Source organism: Streptomyces sp. MMS24-W38 (assembly GCF_059889265.1).
In genome coordinates this window covers 2378673-2397895 of record NZ_JCBCPP010000001.1, presented here as the reverse complement: position 1 = coordinate 2397895, position 19223 = coordinate 2378673, and the positions used below count along the sequence as shown (strand labels likewise).

The following is a 19223-nucleotide window of genomic DNA, read 5'->3' as shown; positions in this document are numbered from 1 at the left end:
GGGCGTCCGCCCGGCGTCGCCGCCCCGACCGGTGCACTGAAGCCCGACCGGATCAGTCACCCGAGTGCCCGCCCCTTTGGGGCCTGTCAGGCCCCGTGCTCCCCGTGCTCCGCGTGATCCGGCGGGGTCCCCGCGGACCGGCCCTTCTCGACCACCACGAACTGACCCATCATCCCCTCGTCCTCGTGGTACAGCAGATGGCAGTGGTACATGTAAGGGACGTCAGGATCGGCCGGTCCGGTGAAGCGCAGTGCCAGCTTCATCGTCGTGCCGTGCGGGACGAACACCGTGTCCTTCGGCCCGCGCAGCGCCGACGGCGGCGGCGAGCCGTTCACCTCCACCACGCGGAACTGCACATCGTGCACATGGAAGTTGTGCGGCATGCCGTTGGTGTTGCGTACCGTCCACAGCTCCGTCGTCCCGCGGGTGACGGTCTCGTCGATGCGGCCCATGTCCATCGACCGGCCGTTGATCCCGGACAGTTTCAGATCGAAGTGCCGCCCGCGCACCGCCTCGGCACCGTCGGGAAGCTCCGGCTCGGTGAGCGTGGCCGGCAACCGCGGCGACGGCCGCAACCGCCCGGCCGCCCGCAGCTCCAGTACGTCGAAGGAGTCGTCGCCCCCGCCGAACCGCCGCTGCCAGAAGCCGCCGTAGTTGTCCTGTGGGAAGCTCCGGAGCATCACCCGCTCCCCGGCCTCGACCCGTACGACGATCTCGGCGCGCTCACCCGGTGACAGCTGTATCCGGTCCGTCATCGCGGGCCGCGCCAGCAGTCCGCCGTCCGTCCCGATCAGCGAGAAGTCACGGTCGTCCGGGAAACCGAAGGCGTAGGTACGGGCGGTGGAGGCGTTGACCAGCCGCAGCCGTATCAGTTCGTCGTGGACCTCCCGGTAGGGGCGCAGGGTGCCGTTGACCATGGTCCGGTCACCCAGGAAGCCCACGTTCTGCATCAGCCCGCGGTCGCCGGACAGCCGTGAACCGTCGAAGCGGACGTCCTGCACGACGACCGGAAGATCGTCGACGCCGTACCGCTTCGGCAGGGGCAGGCGAGCGGACTTCTCGTCGTCGAGGAGGAACAGGCCGGCGAGACCACGCCTGACGTGCTCCTCGGTCTTGCCGTGCGGATGCGGGTGGTACCAGAGCGTCGCCGCCGGCTGGTCCACCGTCCAGTGCGGGGTCCAGGTGGCACCCGGGGCGATCATCTGGTGCGGGCCGCCGTCCATGCGGGCCGGCAGGTGCATTCCGTGCCAGTGCACGGAGGACGCCTCGTCCAGGTCGTTGCCGACCCGTACGCGCACCTTCTCGCCGCGCTTCGCCCGAAGCGTCGGGCCGAGGTAGGAACCGTTGAACCCCCAGGTCGTGGTCCTCCTCCCCTCCTGGAACTCCGTCTCGCCCGCCTGCATGCGCAGGTCGAATACCCGTGTGCCGTCCTTCTCCACGGTCGACTCGGCCTGCGGAGGTATCGCCAGCGCGTTGTCGAACGGTGCCTTGCCCGCCGTGCTGACCGTGGCGCCGGTCCACAGCCAGGTGAACAGGGCGCCGACGGCCACGGCGAGCGCGGTGACCAGGGAGCCGAGCACGATGACAAGGCGCTTCCAGCGGAATGCGCGGCGGGTGGTGCCGGGCGGGCTCTCCCCGTCCGGCACCTCGCTCTTGGGCGTATGGCGAGACATGCTTCGAGCGTCGCGGGTCATGGTCCGCAGGACATCGGGGACCTCCCCGGAACCGGCCCTGAGCCAACCCTCGCTCGGCATCAGGGATTTCCCCCTGGAACCGGCTGAGCAAATGCAGGAGAACCGCGCGGGCAAGTGAGGGGGGAATAGAAGGGGGAGAAGGAGAAGAAGGGGAGAAGAGGGGAAGCGGTGCGGTGCCCCGTGGCCCTTCGTCAGGCTCCCCGGTCCGCTCCGTACTTCGTCTCGTACTGCCGCGCCTTGGCCAGTGTCTCCGGGTGCAGCGCGTCTGCCGCCGCCAGCAGGCGGGGCAGCAGCGTCCGCTCCGTGGTCACCGCCCGGAACTGCAGCGCGACCGTCACCTCGTGGTCCGGCCGGTGCACCATCCGTATCGCGTCGCCCGCCCGGACCTCACCGGGCTGGACAACCCGCAGATAGGCACCCGGCGCGCCCCGCTGGGTGAACCGCTTCACCCAGCCCTTCTCACCCAGATGGCCCTGGAAGGTGCGGCAGGGAATGCGGCCGGAGGTGACCTCCAGCACCACCTCGGACCCGATGCCCCAACGCTCACCGATCAGGGTGCCGGACAGGTCGATCCCCTCCGTGGTGAGGTTCTCGCCGAACGAGCCGTTCGGCAGCGTGCGGCCCAGCACGCCCTCCCACTCGTCGAGGTCCTCGCGGGCCATCGCGTACACGGCCTGGTCATTGCCTCCGTGGTGCCGCGTCTCGCACACCGCGTCCCCGGCCAGCCCGCTCGCGCCGACCCCCTTCGGCCCCGGCGCCGTCACCCGTACCGGCCCGTCCACCGGCCGCTTGTCGATGCCGGTCACGCCCTCGGGCTGATCCGTGTACGGCACGGCCTCGGGGCGGCCCAGGTTCACAGACAGAAGCTTCATGAGCTGCACGGTAAGCGATACGGGTCAAAGTATCGAAGCGGTATTCGGCATTACGTCAAAGGGCGGCTTATCCTTGAGGGCGTGATCGAAGCCCGTCATCTCCGTGTGCTGCGCGCCGTGGCCACCACCGGTTCGTTCTCCGCGGCGGCCCGGGAACTGGGCTGCACCCAGCCCGCCGTCAGCCAGCAGATGAAGGCACTGGAAGGGTCCGTGGGCACGCCGCTGCTCGTCCGTACCGGGCGCGAGATGCGCATGACGCAGGCCGGAGAAGTGCTGGTGCGCCATGCGGCCGGCGTTCTCGCCGGGCTGACCGCCGCCGAGGAGGAGGTCGCCGCCATCGCCGGGCTGCGGGCGGGGCGGGTGCGGCTCGTGTCCTTTCCCAGCGGCAGTTCGACGCTCGTTCCGACAGCTCTCGCCGCTCTGCGCGACGCCCACCCCGGCACCCGTGTCTCCCTGGAGGAGGCCGAGCCGCCCCGGTCCGTCGAGATGCTGCGCGAGGGCGACTGCGACATCGCTCTCGCCTTCCGTTACGAGGGGGCGGCGGGCGCCGAGGAGTGGGACGACCTGGTCGTGCGCCCGCTGCTCACGGACCGGCTCGTGGGGCTGGTGCCCGAGCGGCACCGGCTGGCGCATGCGAAGTCCCTCGCCATAGGCGAACTCGCCGGGGAGCCGTGGATCGCGGGCTGCCCGCGTTGCCGTGGTCAGCTGGTAGAGGTGTGCGAGACGGCAGGCTTCACCCCGCGTATCGACTTCGCGACCGACGACTACCCCGCGGTGGCCGGCCTGGTCGGTGCGGGGCTCGGGGTGGCCGTCCTGCCCCAGCTGGCCCTCGAGTCCGTACGGCCCAGAGGGGTGCGCACGGTAGCCCTGGAGCCCGCGGTGCGGCGGGAGATCGTCGCACTGACGCTTCCCGACCTCGCCCAGGTGCCCGCGGTCGACGCGACACTCGACCAACTGGCGCGGGCGGCCGGACGGTAGGCCGGGCCCGGCGGGGCCGTCTGGCCGACTGGCCGACTGGCTGTCCGTCGGTGGGGGCGGTGGAGCGCCCTCCTGCGAAAAAACAAGGGCACACGTGTACCCGATGGTGAAGAAACGTTACTTCAGTTGTTCGAAGCGGCGTGCTCGCCGGTGGTCGAGACCGATGCCGGGACCGGCGCCGATACGGCTGATGCCCCCGGTGGGCCCGGTGGTGGGCCCGGTGGTGGGCCCGGTGGTGACGCCGAGGACGACACCAGCCGGTGGCGCGCCCTGCCCATCAGCTCTTCGCGTTCGTCCTCGGTCAGTCCGCCCCACACGCCGTACGGCTCGCGTACGGCCAGTGCGTGGGCGGCGCACTCGGCGCGTACCGGGCACCTCATGCAGACCTCTTTGGCCGAGTTCTCGCGAGCACTTCGTGCCGCCCCGCGCTCGCCCTCGGGGTGGAAGAAGAGCGAACTGTCCACCCCGCGGCACGCGGCCAGGAGCTGCCAGTCCCACAGGTCCGCGTTCGGCCCTGGAAGGCGGGAGAAATCTGCCATTTCGTGACCCCTTGTAGCCATTCTGGGCGGATCCGTATCCACGACCGTACAACTACGATCAAAGGAGATGAAAATATGACCCATTGCGAATCTAGCCTCAGACACCAGCAAATGGGAAGAAAAGGGTCTAAACGGGGCATAGGTTGTGATGAAAGTTCGAGGGTCTCCCGCGCGTGCCTCCATCGTGTCCGTCCCCTCACGTAGAGTGCCGAAGACAGCGAACGGCCCCGTAACTCTTTCGAGTGACCGTCGTTGAGAGTGCGAGGCGGTTGAAGGAACAAGCGCTCGGGCAGGTGTCCGAAGCGGTCGACCGCACAGGTGACGATTTCGTACCAGCCTGGAGGCACAAGGTGACGCGCATCAGCTGCGGAGGGCGGCCATGACTTCCGTCCTCGTCTGCGACGACTCCCCGCTTGCCCGAGAGGCGCTGCGCCGCGCGGTCGCGACCGTGCCCGGCGTCGAGCGCGTGACGACGGCCGCCAACGGCGAGGAAGTCCTCCGCCGCTGGGGCGCCGACCGCTCGGACCTGATTCTGATGGACGTACGCATGCCCGGCCTGGGCGGTGTCGAGACCGTCCGACGGCTGCTGTCCGCCGACCCCGGTGCGCGCATCATCATGCTCACCGTCGCCGAGGACCTCGACGGTGTGGCACTCGCCGTGGCCGCCGGCGCCCGCGGCTATCTGCACAAGGACGCCTCCCGCGCGGAGTTGCGCGCGACGGTCACACAGGCACTCGCCGACCCGACCTGGCGGCTCGCCCCGCGACGGCTGCGCTCGGCGGAGATGGGTGCCGCGCCCACGCTCACCGCGCGTGAGATCCAGGTCCTCGAAGGCATGAGCCACGGCCGCTCCAACGCCGAGATCGGCCGCGAGCTGTTCCTCTCCGAGGACACCGTCAAGACGCACGCCCGGCGGCTCTTCAAGAAGCTCGGCGCGTCGGACCGGGCCCACGCGGTGGCGCTCGGATTCCGGTGGGGCCTGGTGCGCTAGGGCCTGTCCTTCGGATCGGACCGGCTCCGGTGTACGACATCGAGCGGCGGCCCGCGGGTGCGCGGATGCCCCGCGGGCCGTTCCCGCCCGGACCGCACCCGCGTGGGGCCGCACCGATGACGGGCGGCGCCACCGGTGCGAACCGCCGCCGCGCCGCCGGGTGCGACACGCGGTTCGGCGGGGCGGGCGCGCGGCTCGACCGCCCCGGACCGATCCGGACGACAGGTCCTACGGCCGTCCGCTCATGCCTCGTCGGCAGAGGCGCGGAAAGCCCGGCCCACCAGGGCACCGAAGCCGACCGCCGGGTGCCCTGTGCCTGTTTCGCCGCGGATGACGCATCCTTGAGGTGTGGAGTTCCTCGGGGACGAGTCGGTCGAGCGGGAGGGGAGGGCGCAGGGGATGAGTTCCGGCGCACCTGCTCATAACGCTTCGGTGCACAACAAGGGACGTGGTGCCGCGGAGCAGAGGCCCGCAGGGCACCATGGACCGATGCGCGACGACGAGGCGGGCACTGCCCAAGGGGCGATCGGTGCGCTCGTTCACCGCGCTGTCGACGGGGACGAGCAGGCGACCCACGATCTGCTCGCCCATGTTCACCCCCTGGCGCTCCGGTACTGCCGCACCCGCCTGTCCCGGCTCCCGGGTGACGCCCGGCACTTCGTCGAGGACCTCGCCCAGGAGGTCTGCGTGGCGGTGCTCCTCGCGCTGCCCCGCTACAGGGACACCGGCCGTCCCTTCGAGGCGTTCGTCTTCGCCATCGCCGCGCACAAGGTGGCCGACCTGCAGCGCGCGGCGATGCGTCATCCCGGTCTGACAGCCGTGCCTTCCGACGAGATGCCCGAGCGTCCCGACGATTCCCTCGGCCCGGAGGAGCGCGCTCTTCTCAGCAGCGACGCCGCATGGGCCAAGAAGCTGCTGGCCAACCTGCCCGAGAACCAGCGCGAGCTGCTTCTGCTGCGCATCGCCGTGGGCCTCACCGCGGAGGAGACCGGCCAGATGTTGGGAATGTCACCCGGTGCCGTCCGGGTCGCCCAGCACCGTGCGCTGAGCAGGCTGCGAGCTTTGGCGGAGCAGTGACCGCCACTGCGGAAACCATCCGCCGCCCGGCGCGCCCTTGGGTGGTGAACGGGCACCCGGACGATTCCGTACGAACATACGAAGACCGGAGCCGTGTGGAACCATGGAATGAGACACCCCCACTTCCCGTTAGCATGGACATCCGCACCGATCAAGGCCATTTGGGGAAGGTGTCATGACTGCAAACGTCGACGGAGTGCCCGGAAAATTCGCGACACTCGGGCTGACCTACGACGACGTGCTGCTGCTGCCGGGCGCATCCGAGGTGCTCCCCAACGCGGTCGACACCTCGTCCCGTATCTCGCGCAACGTCCGTGTGAACATCCCGCTGCTCTCGGCGGCCATGGACAAGGTGACCGAGTCCCGCATGGCGATCGCGATGGCCCGCCAGGGCGGTGTCGGCGTCCTGCACCGCAACCTGTCCATCGAGGACCAGGCCAACCAGGTCGACCTGGTGAAGCGCTCCGAGTCCGGCATGGTCACCGACCCGATCACCATCCACCCCGACGCCACGCTTGCCGAGGCCGACGCGCTGTGCGCCAAGTTCCGCATCAGCGGCGTCCCGGTCACCGACGGCAACAAGAAGCTGCTCGGCATCGTCACCAACCGTGACATGGCCTTCGAGACCGACCGCTCCCAGCAGGTACGCGACGTCATGACGCCGATGCCGCTGGTCACGGGGCAGGTCGGCATCTCCCGCGTGGACGCCATGGAGCTGCTGCGCCGTCACAAGATCGAGAAGCTTCCCCTGGTCGACGACGAGGGCGTCCTCAAGGGCCTCATCACGGTCAAGGACTTCGTGAAGGCTGAGCAGTACCCCCATGCCGCGAAGGACTCGGAGGGCCGCCTGATCGTCGGTGCCGCCGTGGGCGCGAGCCCCGAGGCACTCGAGCGTGCCCAGGCGCTCGCCGAGGCCGGCGTGGACTTCCTGGTCGTCGACACCTCCCACGGCCACAACAGCAACGCTCTCAGCTGGATGTCGAAGATCAAGTCGAGCGTCGACATCGACGTGATCGGCGGCAACGTCGCGACGCGTGACGGCGCCCAGGCGCTGATCGACGCCGGTGTCGACGGAATCAAGGTGGGTGTGGGCCCCGGATCGATCTGCACCACCCGTGTGGTCGCCGGCATCGGCGTCCCGCAGGTCACCGCCATCTACGAGGCATCCCTCGCGGCCCGCCCGGCCGGCGTGCCGTTGATCGGTGACGGTGGTCTGCAGTACTCCGGCGACATCGGCAAGGCACTGGCCGCCGGTGCCGACACGGTGATGCTCGGCAGCCTCCTCGCTGGCTGCGAGGAGTCCCCCGGCGAGCTGCAGTTCATCAACGGCAAGCAGTACAAGTCGTACCGCGGCATGGGCTCGCTCGGCGCCATGCAGTCGCGCGGCCAGGCCAGGTCGTACTCGAAGGACCGCTACTTCCAGTCCGACGTCGCCTCCGACGACAAGCTCGTCCCCGAGGGCATCGAGGGCCAGGTGCCCTACCGCGGTCCGCTGGCCAACGTGCTGCACCAGCTCGTCGGCGGTCTGCGTCAGACCATGGGCTACGTGGGCGCCGCCACCATCGAGGAGATGGAGACCAAGGGCCGCTTCGTGCGGATCACCTCCGCGGGTCTCAAGGAGAGCCACCCGCACGACATCCAGATGACGGTCGAGGCACCGAACTACAGCCGCAAGTAGGCAGCGGCCTCCCGAGGGCGGCCCCGGAGTGTCCGGGGCCGCCCTCGCCGTATGTCCGGCGCGCTGATTGCCACGGCCGTCGGGGATACTGGAAGGCGCTGCAACGCATCAGGGAAAGGCCACAGACGTGACTGAGATCGAGATCGGGCGAGGCAAGCGGGGCCGCCGGGCGTACGCCTTCGACGACATCGCCGTCGTCCCCAGCCGCCGTACGCGGGACCCGAAGGAGGTCTCGATCGCCTGGCAGATCGACGCCTACCGATTCGAGCTGCCCTTCCTGGCAGCCCCCATGGACTCGGTCGTCTCGCCGGCCACGGCGATCCGCATCGGCGAGCTCGGCGGCCTCGGTGTGCTGAACCTCGAAGGGCTGTGGACGCGGTACGAGGACCCGCAGCCGCTGCTCGACGAGATCGCCGAACTGGACGCCGAGTCGGCCACGCGCCGTTTCCAGGAGATCTACGCCGCCCCCATCAAGGAGGAGCTGATCGGGCAGCGCATCAAGGAGGTGCGTGACTCCGGCGTCGTCACCGCGGCCGCGCTCTCCCCGCAGCGCACCGCCCAGTTCTCCAAGGCCGTCGTCGACGCGGGCGTGGACATCTTCGTGATCCGCGGGACGACGGTCTCCGCGGAGCACGTCTCCAGCTCGCACGAGCCGCTCAACCTGAAGCAGTTCATCTACGAACTCGACGTCCCGGTGATCGTCGGCGGCTGCGCCACCTACACCGCGGCCCTGCACCTGATGCGCACCGGTGCGGCCGGCGTCCTGGTGGGCTTCGGCGGCGGTGCCGCACACACCACCCGCAACGTGCTGGGCATCCAGGTCCCGATGGCCACCGCGGTCGCCGACGTGGCCGCCGCCCGCCGTGACTACATGGACGAGTCCGGCGGCCGGTACGTGCACGTGATCGCGGACGGCGGCGTCGGCTGGTCGGGCGACCTGCCCAAGGCGATCGCCTGCGGCGCCGACGCGGTGATGATGGGCTCCCCGCTCGCACGCGCCACCGACGGCCCGGGCAAGGGCAACCACTGGGGCATGGAAGCCGTCAACGAGGAACTGCCCCGTGGCAAGAAGGTCGACCTGGGCACCGTCGGCACCATCGAGGAGATCCTCACCGGCCCGTCCCACACGTCCGACGGATCGATGAACCTCTTCGGCGCCCTGCGCCGCGCCATGGCCACCACCGGGTACAGCGAGCTGAAGGAGTTCCAGCGCGTCGAGGTGACGGTGGCGGACTCGCAGCACAGGCGATGACGTGATGCCGCGCTCGCCCTGAGCGCGGCGGACGCCCTTGAGAGTGACGAAGGGGCCCGGCCATCCTGTGGGTGGCCGGGCCCCGTTGCGTGTCCGGGTGGGGAGCGGTGAGGGGCGCGTGGGGCGGTAGGGGGGCGTGCGGTTGCTTTCGGGGTGAATACCGGGGGAGAGGCCGTTTCGAGTCGATAGTGTCCGTGTTCGGCGGCTCAGTTCTCGGGGTCGCCCCCTTCCAAGGACACGTTCCGGACCTCGCCCTTCGGGGCCCGGACCGATTCCGAACGGACCGCCCAACCGGGCTGACGGGCGGCCTCGTGGAAGGGGGCGTGCCCATGGGTCGCCACCGCAAGCCCACCCGCTGGGACCGGATCCGTCTGTGGACGGTGAAGTGCCGGAGGAGGTGGATCTTGCGGATTTTTGGATGGTGAGCGGCCACCCCTAAGAGGAATAGGGGTGGACACTCCGTGATCCATTCGGAGCCTGCCGCAGTACCCGCTGCGGTGGGCTCCATCTTTTTGTACGGTACCGGATTCGCCGATGGCTGGTCCGGTGCCGGGGGAGGTGGGTCTTGCGGATTTCTGGTTGGTGAGCGGCCACCCCTACGAGAATTAGGGGTGGACACTTCGTGATCCATCCGGAGCCTGCCGCAGTGCCTCCTGCGGTGGGCTCCACCTGAATCCCAAGGTACCCACGCCTAGTGCCGCCCACCACCAGCCCTTGGAGCGCGAGGCGTCGTGGGCGCCCCCTCTCACAACCGGTGCGCCGCCCCCGTCGGGGTGGCCCCGCGCGTGTCCAGCAGCAGCTGGGCCTTCACCGACAGGCCCTGCAGGTCGTACGTGCGGTGCTGCTGGAGCAGGATCGTCAGGTCGGCGTCGGCGGCGGCCTCGTACAGGGAGTCGGCGCGCGGGAGGGGGCGGTCGAGCACGCTCCAGGACGGGACGTGCGGGTCGTGGTAGCTGACGGAGGCGCCCAGCTCCATCAACCGCGTCGCGATCTCCTGCGCGGGGCTGCCCTGCTGGTCGGCCAGGTCGGCCTTGTAGGTGACGCCGAGGAGCAGCACGCGTGCGCCGCGTGCCGACTTGCCGTGTTCGTTGAGGAGTGCGGCGGCACGCTGGACGACGTAGTGGGGCATCCGTCCGTTGACCTGCTGGGCGAGTTCTGCCATCCGCAGGGTGCGGCCGGTGTGGGCGGTCAGGTCCTGGGCGACGGCGTGGCCGCCGACGCCGGGGCCGGGGCGGAAGGCGTGGAAGCCGAAGGGTTTGGTCTCCGCGCAGCGGATGACGTCCCACAGGTCGACGCCCAGATCGTGGCAGAGCACGGCCATCTCGTTGACGAGGGCGGTGTTGACGTGCCGGAAGTTGGTCTCCAGCAACTGCACGGTTTCCGCTTCCCGTGGGCCACGCGCGCGTACGACCTTGTCGGTGAGCCTCCCGTAGAACGCGGCGGCCGACTCGGTGCAGGCCGGGGTGAGTCCGCCGATGACCTTCGGGGTGTTGGCGGGGGTGAAGTCGCGGTTGCCGGGATCGACGCGGCTGGGGGAGTAGGCGAGGTGGAAGTCGCGGCCCGCGCGGAGCCCGGATCCGGATTCGAGCAGGGGGCACAGGAGTCCCTCGGTCGTCCCGGGTGGGGCCGGCGACTCGAGGATCACCGTGGTGTGCGGGCGCAGTCGCGCGGCCAGGGTGCGGGCGGCCGTCTCCACCTGGCTGAGATCCAGCCCGCCTTCCGCGCCGGGTGGGGCCGGTGCGCAGATGACCGCCGTCCGTACCCGGCCGAGTTCGACCGGGCTGGTCATCACCCGGAATCCCTGCGCGACCATGCGGCGCAGTTCGGCGGGGCTGAGGGAGGCGGCCTCCGGGCCGGTCCGGTAGCCGATGGTGGGGATGCCGGCGGCGACGGCGGCCTGGGCCAGGGGCAGGCCGTACGGGCCGAGTCCGATGACGGCGAGATCTGCGGGCATGGCGTGGGCCGTCCTTCCCAATAACCGAAGTGGGACAGGCGCGCAAGCCCTGTGGACAGAACGAGCGAGCGCAATGTCAGACTAGGAGTAAATATGACCGATTTGCTGTATTGATCGGTCGAGTTCCGGCGAGTCGCCGCGAGGGTTGTCCACAGGCTGGGAGCGCGCGGTGGCTGCGGTCGGGCAACCCGGCCAGAATTTGGGCATGAGGGAGGGGGAACCGGGCTTCGCCCCACGGGTGCGGCCGATGCGACCGACGAGCGGGAGGCAGCGGTGAGGACAGCGACACTGGGACCGGCGGAGCGCGCCGAGTCACTCGGATCCATGGCCGAGCGTGAGCTGGACGTCCTGGTGGTGGGCGGCGGTGTGGTGGGTGCCGGCACCGCGCTCGACGCCGTGACCCGCGGTCTGTCCACGGGACTGGTCGAGGCGCGTGACTGGGCGTCGGGTACCTCCAGCCGGTCCAGCAAACTGATACACGGCGGTCTGCGCTACCTGGAGATGCTCGACTTCGCCCTCGTACGGGAGGCGTTGAAGGAGCGTGGCCTGCTGCTGGAGAAACTCGCTCCGCATCTGGTGAAGCCGGTGCCGTTCCTCTACCCGTTGCAGCACAGGGGCTGGGAGCGGCTGTACGCCGGAGCGGGCGTCGCGCTCTACGACACGATGTCGATGGCCCCCGGGCGCGGACGCGGGCTGCCCGTGCACCGTCACCTGAGCCGTCGTCACGCACTGCGTGTGGCACCGTGTTTGAAGAAGGACGCCCTGGTCGGGGCGTTGCAGTACTACGACGCCCAGATGGACGACGCCCGGTTCGTGGCGACCCTGGTGCGCACCGCGGCGGCGTACGGCGCGCGCGTCGCCAACCGTGCCCGGGTGACCGGGTTCCTGCGCGAGGGCGAACGGGTCGTCGGTGCCCGGGTGCGGGACGTCGAGGGAGGCGGGGAGTACGAGGTCCATGCCAAGCAGGTCGTCAACGCCACCGGAGTGTGGACCGACGACACCCAGGCGATGGTGGGCGAGCGGGGCCAGTTCCACGTACGGGCCTCCAAGGGCATCCACCTGGTCGTCCCCAAGGACCGCATCCACTCCACGACCGGGCTCATCCTGCGCACGGAGAAGTCCGTCCTGTTCGTCATCCCGTGGGGCCGGCACTGGATCGTCGGGACCACGGACACCGGCTGGGACCTCGACAAGGCACACCCGGCCGCGTCCAGCGCGGACATCGACTACCTGCTCGAGCATGTGAACTCGGTGCTCGCGGTCCCGCTCACCAGGGACGACGTCCAGGGCGTGTACGCCGGCCTCCGGCCGCTGCTCGCAGGGGAGTCCGACGCCACCAGCAAGCTGTCGCGGGAGCACACCGTGGCGCATCCCGTCCCCGGACTCGTCGTGGTCGCGGGCGGCAAGTACACGACGTACCGGGTGATGGCCAAGGACGCGGTGGACGAGGCCGTGCACGGTCTCGACGCACGCGTCGCCGCCTGCGTCACCGAGGACATACCACTGGTGGGCGCCGAGGGGTACCGGGCGTTGTGGAACGCGCGGGCGCGGATCGCCGCGCGCACCGGACTGCATGTGGTGCGGGTCGAGCACCTGCTGAACCGGTACGGGACGCTGGCGGAGGAGGTCCTGGAACTGGTCGCCGAGGACCCCTCGCTGGGCGAACCGCTGCAGGCGGCCGACGACTACCTGCGCGCCGAGATCACCTACGCCGCCTCGCACGAGGGGGCGCGCCACCTGGACGACGTGCTGACCCGGCGCACCCGCATATCGATCGAGACGTTCGACCGGGGTACGCGCAGCGCACGGGAGGCCGCCGAGCTGATGGCGCCGGTGCTGGGCTGGGACAAGGACCGGATCGAACGCGAGGTGCGGCACTACGAGAAGCGGGTGGAGGCCGAACGGGATTCACAGCGCCAGCCGGACGACCTGACGGCGGACGCGGCACGGCTGGGAGCGCCGGACATCGTTCCGATGTAGGCCGGCGCGAGTCGGGGTGCTTCCGCCCGACTCTCACTCGAACGAGTGTCGCGAACTGGGATCTCTGTCCGGAACCCGGGCGTTGTATCAGGTGCGGGGGCAGAACTCGGCCGCGAGTACCGCGGGGACGAGACCGGGGTCCGCCAGCGCGTCCGTGTTCACCCGGAGGGTGAGGACATGCCCGCCGTCGGCGGTGGCTGCGGTGCGCACGTAACTGCCGGAGATGTGTCCGTTGTGCCCCCACACAGTGGTGCCGCACGGAAGCTTCACGGGGAACAGGCCCATGCCGTACGAGCCGTGTGCGGCGCGGGTGTCGAGCATCTCGCGCAGTTGGCGCGGGGGCAGCAGTTCACCGCCGAGCAGACTCGCGTAGAAGCGATCCAGATCGGTGAGCGTGGTCACCAACTCGCCCGCGGCGCCGGCCACCCGCGGGTCGAGTTCGGTGACGTCGGTTCCGTCGGTGGCGTAGGCGCGGCCGTGCGGAGAGGGCAGAGAGGTGCGGGAGCCGGGAAAGGAGGTGCCCGTCAGACGCAAGGGAGAGATGATACGCCGCTCGGCCTCGGCGGCGTACGAGTGGCCGGTGACGTGTTCGATGACCAGGCCGAGCAGGACGTAGTTGGTGTTCGAGTAGGCGAAGTGGCCGGGGGCGGCCGGGGAGTGGGTGAGTGCGATACGCAGTGCCTGACGCGGAGTGACGGGGACGGTGCCACCGGTGTCCTTGGCGAAGTCGTACAGGCCGCTGGTGTGATTGAGCAGGGAACGCAGGGTCAGCGCGCGGCCGTCGTTGCCCGCTCCTCGCACCAGTCCCGGAAGATGTTTCTCCACGGTGTCAAAGAGCGACAGGCGGTGCTCGTCCGCCAGTTGCAGGACGACCATCGCGATGAACGTCTTCGTGACGCTGCCGGCGCGGAAGTGGTCGGCCCGGGTGATGCCCTCGCCGGCGGAGGCATAACGCGGGCCGGTCTCCCCCAGGGCGAGGAGGGCCGCCGCCGGGGCTCCAGCCTGTGTGGCCAGCAGTGGGAGGAGCGCGTCCGCCGGCGGGACCGGCAGAGTCGGGGAAGCGGTCGGGGTCAGGGCGAGCGAAGCCACGGACACAGCGATGGCCAGTAGCGTCCGAGGCGGCGGCATCCCGGTTCCTCTCTCGTCGGAGGAACATCATGCAAGGCCGCGGAACATGTCCTTCACCCGGGTTCCGGGTGCGCCGGACGTGAGGCGTCGCCAGGGGCACCCTGGGCGTGGAGCACTTGTCGGGTGAGGGACAATGAAGTCTCTGTCAGGGCGGGTTGCATGAGGGGACGCATGTCGGAGCCGGAGCGGGCGGGGACATCCCGTCAGGACGAGAGCGCACGTCTCCTCGCCGGGCGGTACCGGCTGGGAGATGTGCTCGGCCGCGGCGGCATGGGGACGGTGTGGCGAGCCGTGGACGAGACCCTGGGGCGGACGGTCGCCGTCAAGGAACTCCGGTTCCCGTCGAGCATCGACGAGGAGGAGAAGCGGCGGCTGATCACACGGACACTGCGCGAGGCCAAGGCGATCGCGCGGATCCGCAACAACAATGCGGTGACGGTCTTCGACGTGGTCCAGGAGGACGACCGGCCCTGGATCGTGATGGAGCTCGTCGAGGGCAAGTCGCTCGCCGAAGCCATCCGGGAGGACGGCCTGCTGGAGCCCCGGCGTGCCGCCGAGGTCGGGCTCGCGGTGCTCGACGTGCTGCGCTCCGCGCACCGAGAGGGCATTCTGCACCGGGACGTGAAGCCGTCGAACGTGCTGATCGCCGAGGACGGCCGGGTCGTGCTCACCGACTTCGGCATCGCCCAGGTCGAAGGCGACCCGTCCATCACCTCGACCGGCATGCTCGTCGGCGCCCCCTCCTACATCTCTCCGGAGCGGGCACGCGGGCACAAGCCGGGGCCGGCGGCCGATCTCTGGTCACTCGGCGGGCTGTTGTACGCGGCGGTGGAGGGTACGCCGCCGTACGACAAGGGTTCCGCGATCGCGACGCTCACGGCGGTGATGACCGAGCCGCTCGAGGAGCCCAGGAACGCGGGACCGCTCAGGGACGTCATCTACGGGCTGCTCAACAAGGACCCTGCCCAGCGGCTCGACGACACCCGCGCGCGAGCCATGCTGAGCGCGGTGATCCACGCACCCGGGGGCAAACGGAGCGATCCGGAACCGGCGGACGCGACGAAGGTCGTGCCGCTGCCCGAACAGCCCGATGGGCGTGCTGGTGGCGGAAGCAGGCGGGGCGAGGAGGCCGGGGAGCGGCTGCGCGGTGCGATGCGTTCCGTGCGGAAGGCCGCGGTGGCCGCCGGCTCGGCCGGTGCCGCAGCGGCGACGCGCTCCAAGTCCGGCAGTGGCAGCGGCAGTTCGGCGGCCGACGCGGCCCCTGCGGCCACGGTGTCCGGAACCCGGGCTGAGGGACGGCCGACTGTGGGGTCCCCCTCGGGTTCCGGGTCGGCCTCGACACCGGGTTCGACCCGCGGCTCCGGTGCGGGCTCGGGCCCGACGCCGCCCCCGGCACCCGGCGGACCGTCCAACCGGGCTCCGGGAGAGCGGAGTTCGGGATGGCCCGTGATGACGCCGCCGGATCTGCCGACGAGGTCCGCGCCGAAAGCGTCGCTCACCGACGTGGTGCCGCGGCGGACACTGGTCGTCATCGCGGTGGTCGTGGTGCTCGCCGTGCTCGGTACCGTGCTGGCCGTCGTGCTCAGCAGCGATGGCGACGAGAACGGCGCGGGGGCGAAGGGCGGCGGCACGGACAAGGTCGCCTCCAGCCAGGTGCCCAGCGCCGACACCAAGAACGCCGAGGGCACCGAGGCCGAGGCCGACACCGAGAAAGCCGAGGACGGTACCGATACCGACGGTGCGGCGATCGAGTCGGCGGACTCGGGAACCGGCACGGGAAGGGAAGCGGAATCCGGCGACGCCGGTTCGGAGGAGAGCGGGGCGGACGACCCGGCGGGGGGCGACGACGCCTCGGCGGTGGAGTCGACGCACAACGGGAGCCAGGGGTACTCGATCGGTCTGCCCGAGGGCTGGAAGTACCGGTCGACGGGCGGGGCCGGGGACCGCTTCACCGGGCCCGACGGGCAGAGGCTGCTCGTCGCCTGGACGTCCACGCCGAAGGGCGACCCGGTGGCCGACTGGAAGAACCAGGAACGCGGCATGGTGCGTCCGCAGTACAAGAGGATCCGCATAGAGGCGGTGGACTACCGGGGGTGGAACACCGCCGACTGGGAGTTCACCTACGCGGACGGGGGGACGAAGTACCGGACCATCGACCGGGGGTTCGTCGTCGACGGCCGGTACGGGTATGCGCTGATGTACTCGGCGAAGGCCGCCGAATGGGACGGCGAGCAGCGCAAGGAGACGTGGCAGGTGCTGACGCAGTCCTTTGAACCCAAGTCCTGAGCACGGGTGACCGCTTGATCGGGGGTGAGATGTGGCATCCCCTCTCTGCGGATTGCCTCCGGCACGTATCGTGAGTGTTCGCGGGCCGTACGCAGCCGGAACGGGGCGCTGGGCGAGCGGAACCGACCGACCGTACTGCCGGGGGAGGCGCAGTGGACGAATACGCGGGACGAGTTCTCGCTGATCGCTACCGCCTGCCGCTGCCGCCCTCCGACGAGTACGAACTGACCGAGACCCGCGCCTTCGACACCTACAGCGGGCAGGAAGTCCTGGTCAGGCAGGTGCCGTTGCCGGAAGTCGTCGAGGCCGAGGTGCTCGACGCGGAGGGGCTGCCCGACGGTTTCACGGCGCGTGACGGAGGCGTCCGGTGGGCCGCCGGACGTACCGGCGACCGCGCGGGCGCACGACGGCCCACCGACCCCGTGGCGCGGCGCGCGGTCGAGGCCGCGCAGGCCGCGGCGGCCCTCCCCGACCATCCGCGGCTGGACCAGGTCTTCGACGTGTTCGCGGAGGGCGGTTCCCTGTGGATCGTCAGCGAACTGGTGTCCGCCCGACCACTGGCGGCGCTGCTGGCCGAGCAGCCGTTGACTCCGTACCGGGCGGCCGAGGTCGCCTCGGACGTCCTGATGGCGGTGCGGGTCCTGCACGCCCATGGCTGGGTGCACCGGAACATCACCCCGCGCACGGTGCTGGTCTGTGACGACGGCCGGGTGATGCTCACCGGCCTTGCCGTCGGCGCGGCGGAGGAGGCGCTGTGCGGGTACGACCCGGTGCCTGCTGAGGACCCCCTCGTCGCGCACACTCCCGCCCCGGGTACTCCCGTTCAGGGTGCCGTCGTTCCGGATGTCGCGGTGCCGGGGGCGGGAGCGATCGGGGAGCTGGGACCGGTGGCGCCCACGGGTACGGGCATGGGCATGGGCGCTTCGGCTGCGCAGCGCACTCCGTCGTGGCCTCCCGGCTTCACGGCCGACTCGGACCCGAACCCCGACGCCGTGCGGCGGGCCGCCATCGAGGCGCGGGCCGGCCGGTTGCCCGGTGGCGGGACGGCGAACCCGGCCGACGGCGCCTCCGCCGCGGCGGCCCCACGGCCCGTCGACAGCGCCGAAGACGTCAGGGCCGCGCGCGCGGGGGCGATCGCCGCGTACCGGGCGGGCACCCGCGCCGCCGCCCGGGTGCAGGAGGCACAGCAGACAGGCCGGGCCGCCCTGCCCGGCGCCGGGCAGAGCGGCGGGACCGGTGCGCGGGCCGGGGCGGTTCCGCCGGGGCAGATAGCCGACCCCTACGGTGTGGGAACCACCGGCAGGCCCGGCGCCGCCCCCCGTGGCGGGCCCGGCGCCGCGTTGCCGCCCGGCGGTTCCACGTCGGCGCCCGCGCTCAGCCCCGCGACCGGCGCGGCGGACTCGGGAGGCTTCGCCCCGTCCGGCGGAGCCACCCCGCCCGCCCGCTGGGACGATCCGGCGGCCCACACACCCGCGCGCCGGGTCCCCGCGACCGCGCTGGCCGCCGAGCGGGCACGACAGGCGCGGATGGCCGTCGTCGGCCCCGTGACGGAGCGGTGGGCACCGGAGCAGGCCGGGCCCGTGCACGAGAACTGGCAGCTGGCCGCGCCCATCGGCCCCGCGACCGATCTGTGGGCGCTGGGCGCGCTCCTGTTCCGGGCCGTGCAGGGCCACGCGCCCTACCCGGAGGATTCGACGGCCGAACTGGTGCAGATGGTGTGCGCCGAACCCCCCGCGTTCGCCGAGGAGTGCGGGCCGCTCAGGCCGGTCGTGGAGTCGCTGCTGCGTCAGGATCCCACCGAGCGGCTGGACTTCGAGGAATTGCGCGGCTGGCTGCGTTCACTGGTGCGGTCGGCGCCCGAGCCGGAGGCCGGCGTACACGTCATAGCGGCACCACCGGTCGACACCAGCCGCCTGCCCGTCGTGCGGCGCCGGGGCGAGCTGGTGCGCAGACGCCGCGCCGCACTGCCCGCGCACCACGGACGGCACAAGCGGGCCAAACAGGAGTCGGGTTCCCCGCGCCGACTGGGCCGCACCCTGCTCCTGCTGGTGCTGTTCGCCATGGCCGCGGCGATCGCGTACGCCGTCCTGTTCATGCCGAAGGCCGGAGAGGAGACCGGGGGCGCGGGTGCGGCCGACCGTACCGGCGTCGCCGGAGAGGTCGGTGAGGCGTCTCCGTCGCCGGAGGCCGGCGGAGCGCCGGGCGCCGACGACTCCTCGACGAAACCGGACGACTCGAAGAACCCGGAGGGCGGCGCCGAGGAGTCGGCCGTGTCCAACGAGACGCAGACCACCGGCCCCGGCGCCGCCGAGGGCTTCACCCTGCGCGAGGACCCGGAGGGCTTCCGGGTCGCCGTCGCCGAGGGCTGGCAGCGCACCGGGAAGAACGGCAGCGGCCAGGTCGTCTACTCCAGCGGCGACTTCGAACTGATCGTCGTACCGGGCCGGGACGGTGCCTCGCGGTACGGCGACGACCCGATGGCCTATCAGCGCGACGACGAGCGTGAGCTCCAGCCGTACCGCGATTCCAGCTGGGCCACGTCCACCGGGCTGAAGACCATCGAGGTGGGCGGACGGACCATGGCCGAGGGACAGTTCACATGGACCGGCGGCGACGGGGGCGAGCTGTACGTCCGTAACCTCGCGACGCTGATCGACGGTCGGTACCACGTCGTGCAGGTGCGTGGCCCGGAGGGCGAACGGGACGAGGTGAGCCGGTTGTTCGAGCAGGCGTCGACGACGTACCGGTTCACCGGCTGACCGGGGGGAGTGGCGAGGAGGCGGCAAGGAGGCCC

Annotated in this window: 13 protein-coding genes; 8 read left to right on the top strand and 5 right to left on the bottom strand. The window is 70.9% G+C overall.

Translation table 11 applies throughout. The annotated features are described in order from the left end of the window. Positions 1 to 86: 86 nt before the first annotated feature. Positions 87 to 1673, bottom strand: coding sequence for a multicopper oxidase family protein (locus AC6F7H_RS09555; RefSeq protein WP_500756523.1), 1587 nt, complete (start codon positions 1671 to 1673; stop codon positions 87 to 89). A gap of 212 nt (positions 1674 to 1885) precedes the next feature. Next, positions 1886 to 2566, bottom strand: coding sequence for an MOSC domain-containing protein (locus AC6F7H_RS09550; RefSeq protein WP_500756521.1), 681 nt, complete (start codon positions 2564 to 2566; stop codon positions 1886 to 1888). A gap of 81 nt (positions 2567 to 2647) precedes the next feature. On the opposite strand from AC6F7H_RS09550, the gene AC6F7H_RS09545 reads away from it, so the two are divergent. Then, complete coding sequence (locus AC6F7H_RS09545) at positions 2648 to 3544, top strand: LysR family transcriptional regulator (protein ID WP_500756520.1); 897 nt, start codon at positions 2648 to 2650, stop codon at positions 3542 to 3544. 122 nt (positions 3545 to 3666) lie between these two features. On the opposite strand, the gene AC6F7H_RS09540 is transcribed toward AC6F7H_RS09545, so the two are convergent. Further along, a complete protein-coding gene (locus AC6F7H_RS09540; RefSeq protein WP_500756519.1) occupies positions 3667 to 4083 on the bottom strand; it encodes a WhiB family transcriptional regulator in 417 nt (138 codons plus the stop codon). A 379-nt stretch (positions 4084 to 4462) separates the two neighbouring features. Here AC6F7H_RS09540 and AC6F7H_RS09535 point away from each other — a divergent pair, with 379 nt between their 5' ends. The 4 genes from AC6F7H_RS09535 to AC6F7H_RS09520 all read left to right on the top strand — a co-directional run bounded on the left by AC6F7H_RS09535 (position 4463) and on the right by AC6F7H_RS09520 (position 9081). Further along, on the top strand, positions 4463 to 5074 hold the full coding sequence (locus tag AC6F7H_RS09535) for a response regulator transcription factor (protein ID WP_003948568.1): 612 nt from the start codon (positions 4463 to 4465) through the stop codon (positions 5072 to 5074). A 489-nt stretch (positions 5075 to 5563) separates the two neighbouring features. After that, positions 5564 to 6151: a sigma-70 family RNA polymerase sigma factor gene (locus AC6F7H_RS09530; RefSeq protein WP_279334388.1), complete on the top strand. Its 588-nt coding sequence runs from the start codon at positions 5564 to 5566 to the stop codon at positions 6149 to 6151. A 175-nt stretch (positions 6152 to 6326) separates the two neighbouring features. Further along, positions 6327 to 7829: an IMP dehydrogenase gene (gene guaB, locus AC6F7H_RS09525; protein WP_500756518.1), complete on the top strand. Its 1503-nt coding sequence runs from the start codon at positions 6327 to 6329 to the stop codon at positions 7827 to 7829. Between the two features lie 127 nt (positions 7830 to 7956). Further along, on the top strand, positions 7957 to 9081 hold the full coding sequence (locus tag AC6F7H_RS09520; protein WP_109377721.1) for a GuaB3 family IMP dehydrogenase-related protein: 1125 nt from the start codon (positions 7957 to 7959) through the stop codon (positions 9079 to 9081). A 745-nt stretch (positions 9082 to 9826) separates the two neighbouring features. Here AC6F7H_RS09520 and AC6F7H_RS09515 read toward each other — a convergent pair. After that, positions 9827 to 11035, bottom strand: a complete 1209-nt coding sequence (locus AC6F7H_RS09515; RefSeq protein WP_500756517.1) for a nucleotide sugar dehydrogenase — start codon at positions 11033 to 11035, stop codon at positions 9827 to 9829. Positions 11036 to 11308: 273 nt separating this feature from the next. Here AC6F7H_RS09515 and AC6F7H_RS09510 point away from each other — a divergent pair, with 273 nt between their 5' ends. Further along, a complete protein-coding gene (locus AC6F7H_RS09510; protein WP_500756516.1) occupies positions 11309 to 13015 on the top strand; it encodes a glycerol-3-phosphate dehydrogenase/oxidase in 1707 nt (568 codons plus the stop codon). An 87-nt stretch (positions 13016 to 13102) separates the two neighbouring features. On the opposite strand, the gene AC6F7H_RS09505 is transcribed toward AC6F7H_RS09510, so the two are convergent. Continuing rightward, complete coding sequence (locus AC6F7H_RS09505; protein ID WP_500756515.1) at positions 13103 to 14143, bottom strand: serine hydrolase domain-containing protein; 1041 nt, start codon at positions 14141 to 14143, stop codon at positions 13103 to 13105. A 171-nt stretch (positions 14144 to 14314) separates the two neighbouring features. Here AC6F7H_RS09505 and AC6F7H_RS09500 point away from each other — a divergent pair, with 171 nt between their 5' ends. Together AC6F7H_RS09500 and AC6F7H_RS09495 are read left to right on the top strand one after the other, a co-directional pair. Next, on the top strand, positions 14315 to 16429 hold the full coding sequence (locus AC6F7H_RS09500) for a serine/threonine-protein kinase (protein ID WP_500756513.1): 2115 nt from the start codon (positions 14315 to 14317) through the stop codon (positions 16427 to 16429). Positions 16430 to 16581: 152 nt separating this feature from the next. After that, positions 16582 to 19188, top strand: a complete 2607-nt coding sequence (locus AC6F7H_RS09495) for a serine/threonine kinase C-terminal domain-containing protein (protein ID WP_500756512.1) — start codon at positions 16582 to 16584, stop codon at positions 19186 to 19188. Positions 19189 to 19223: the final 35 nt, after the last annotated feature.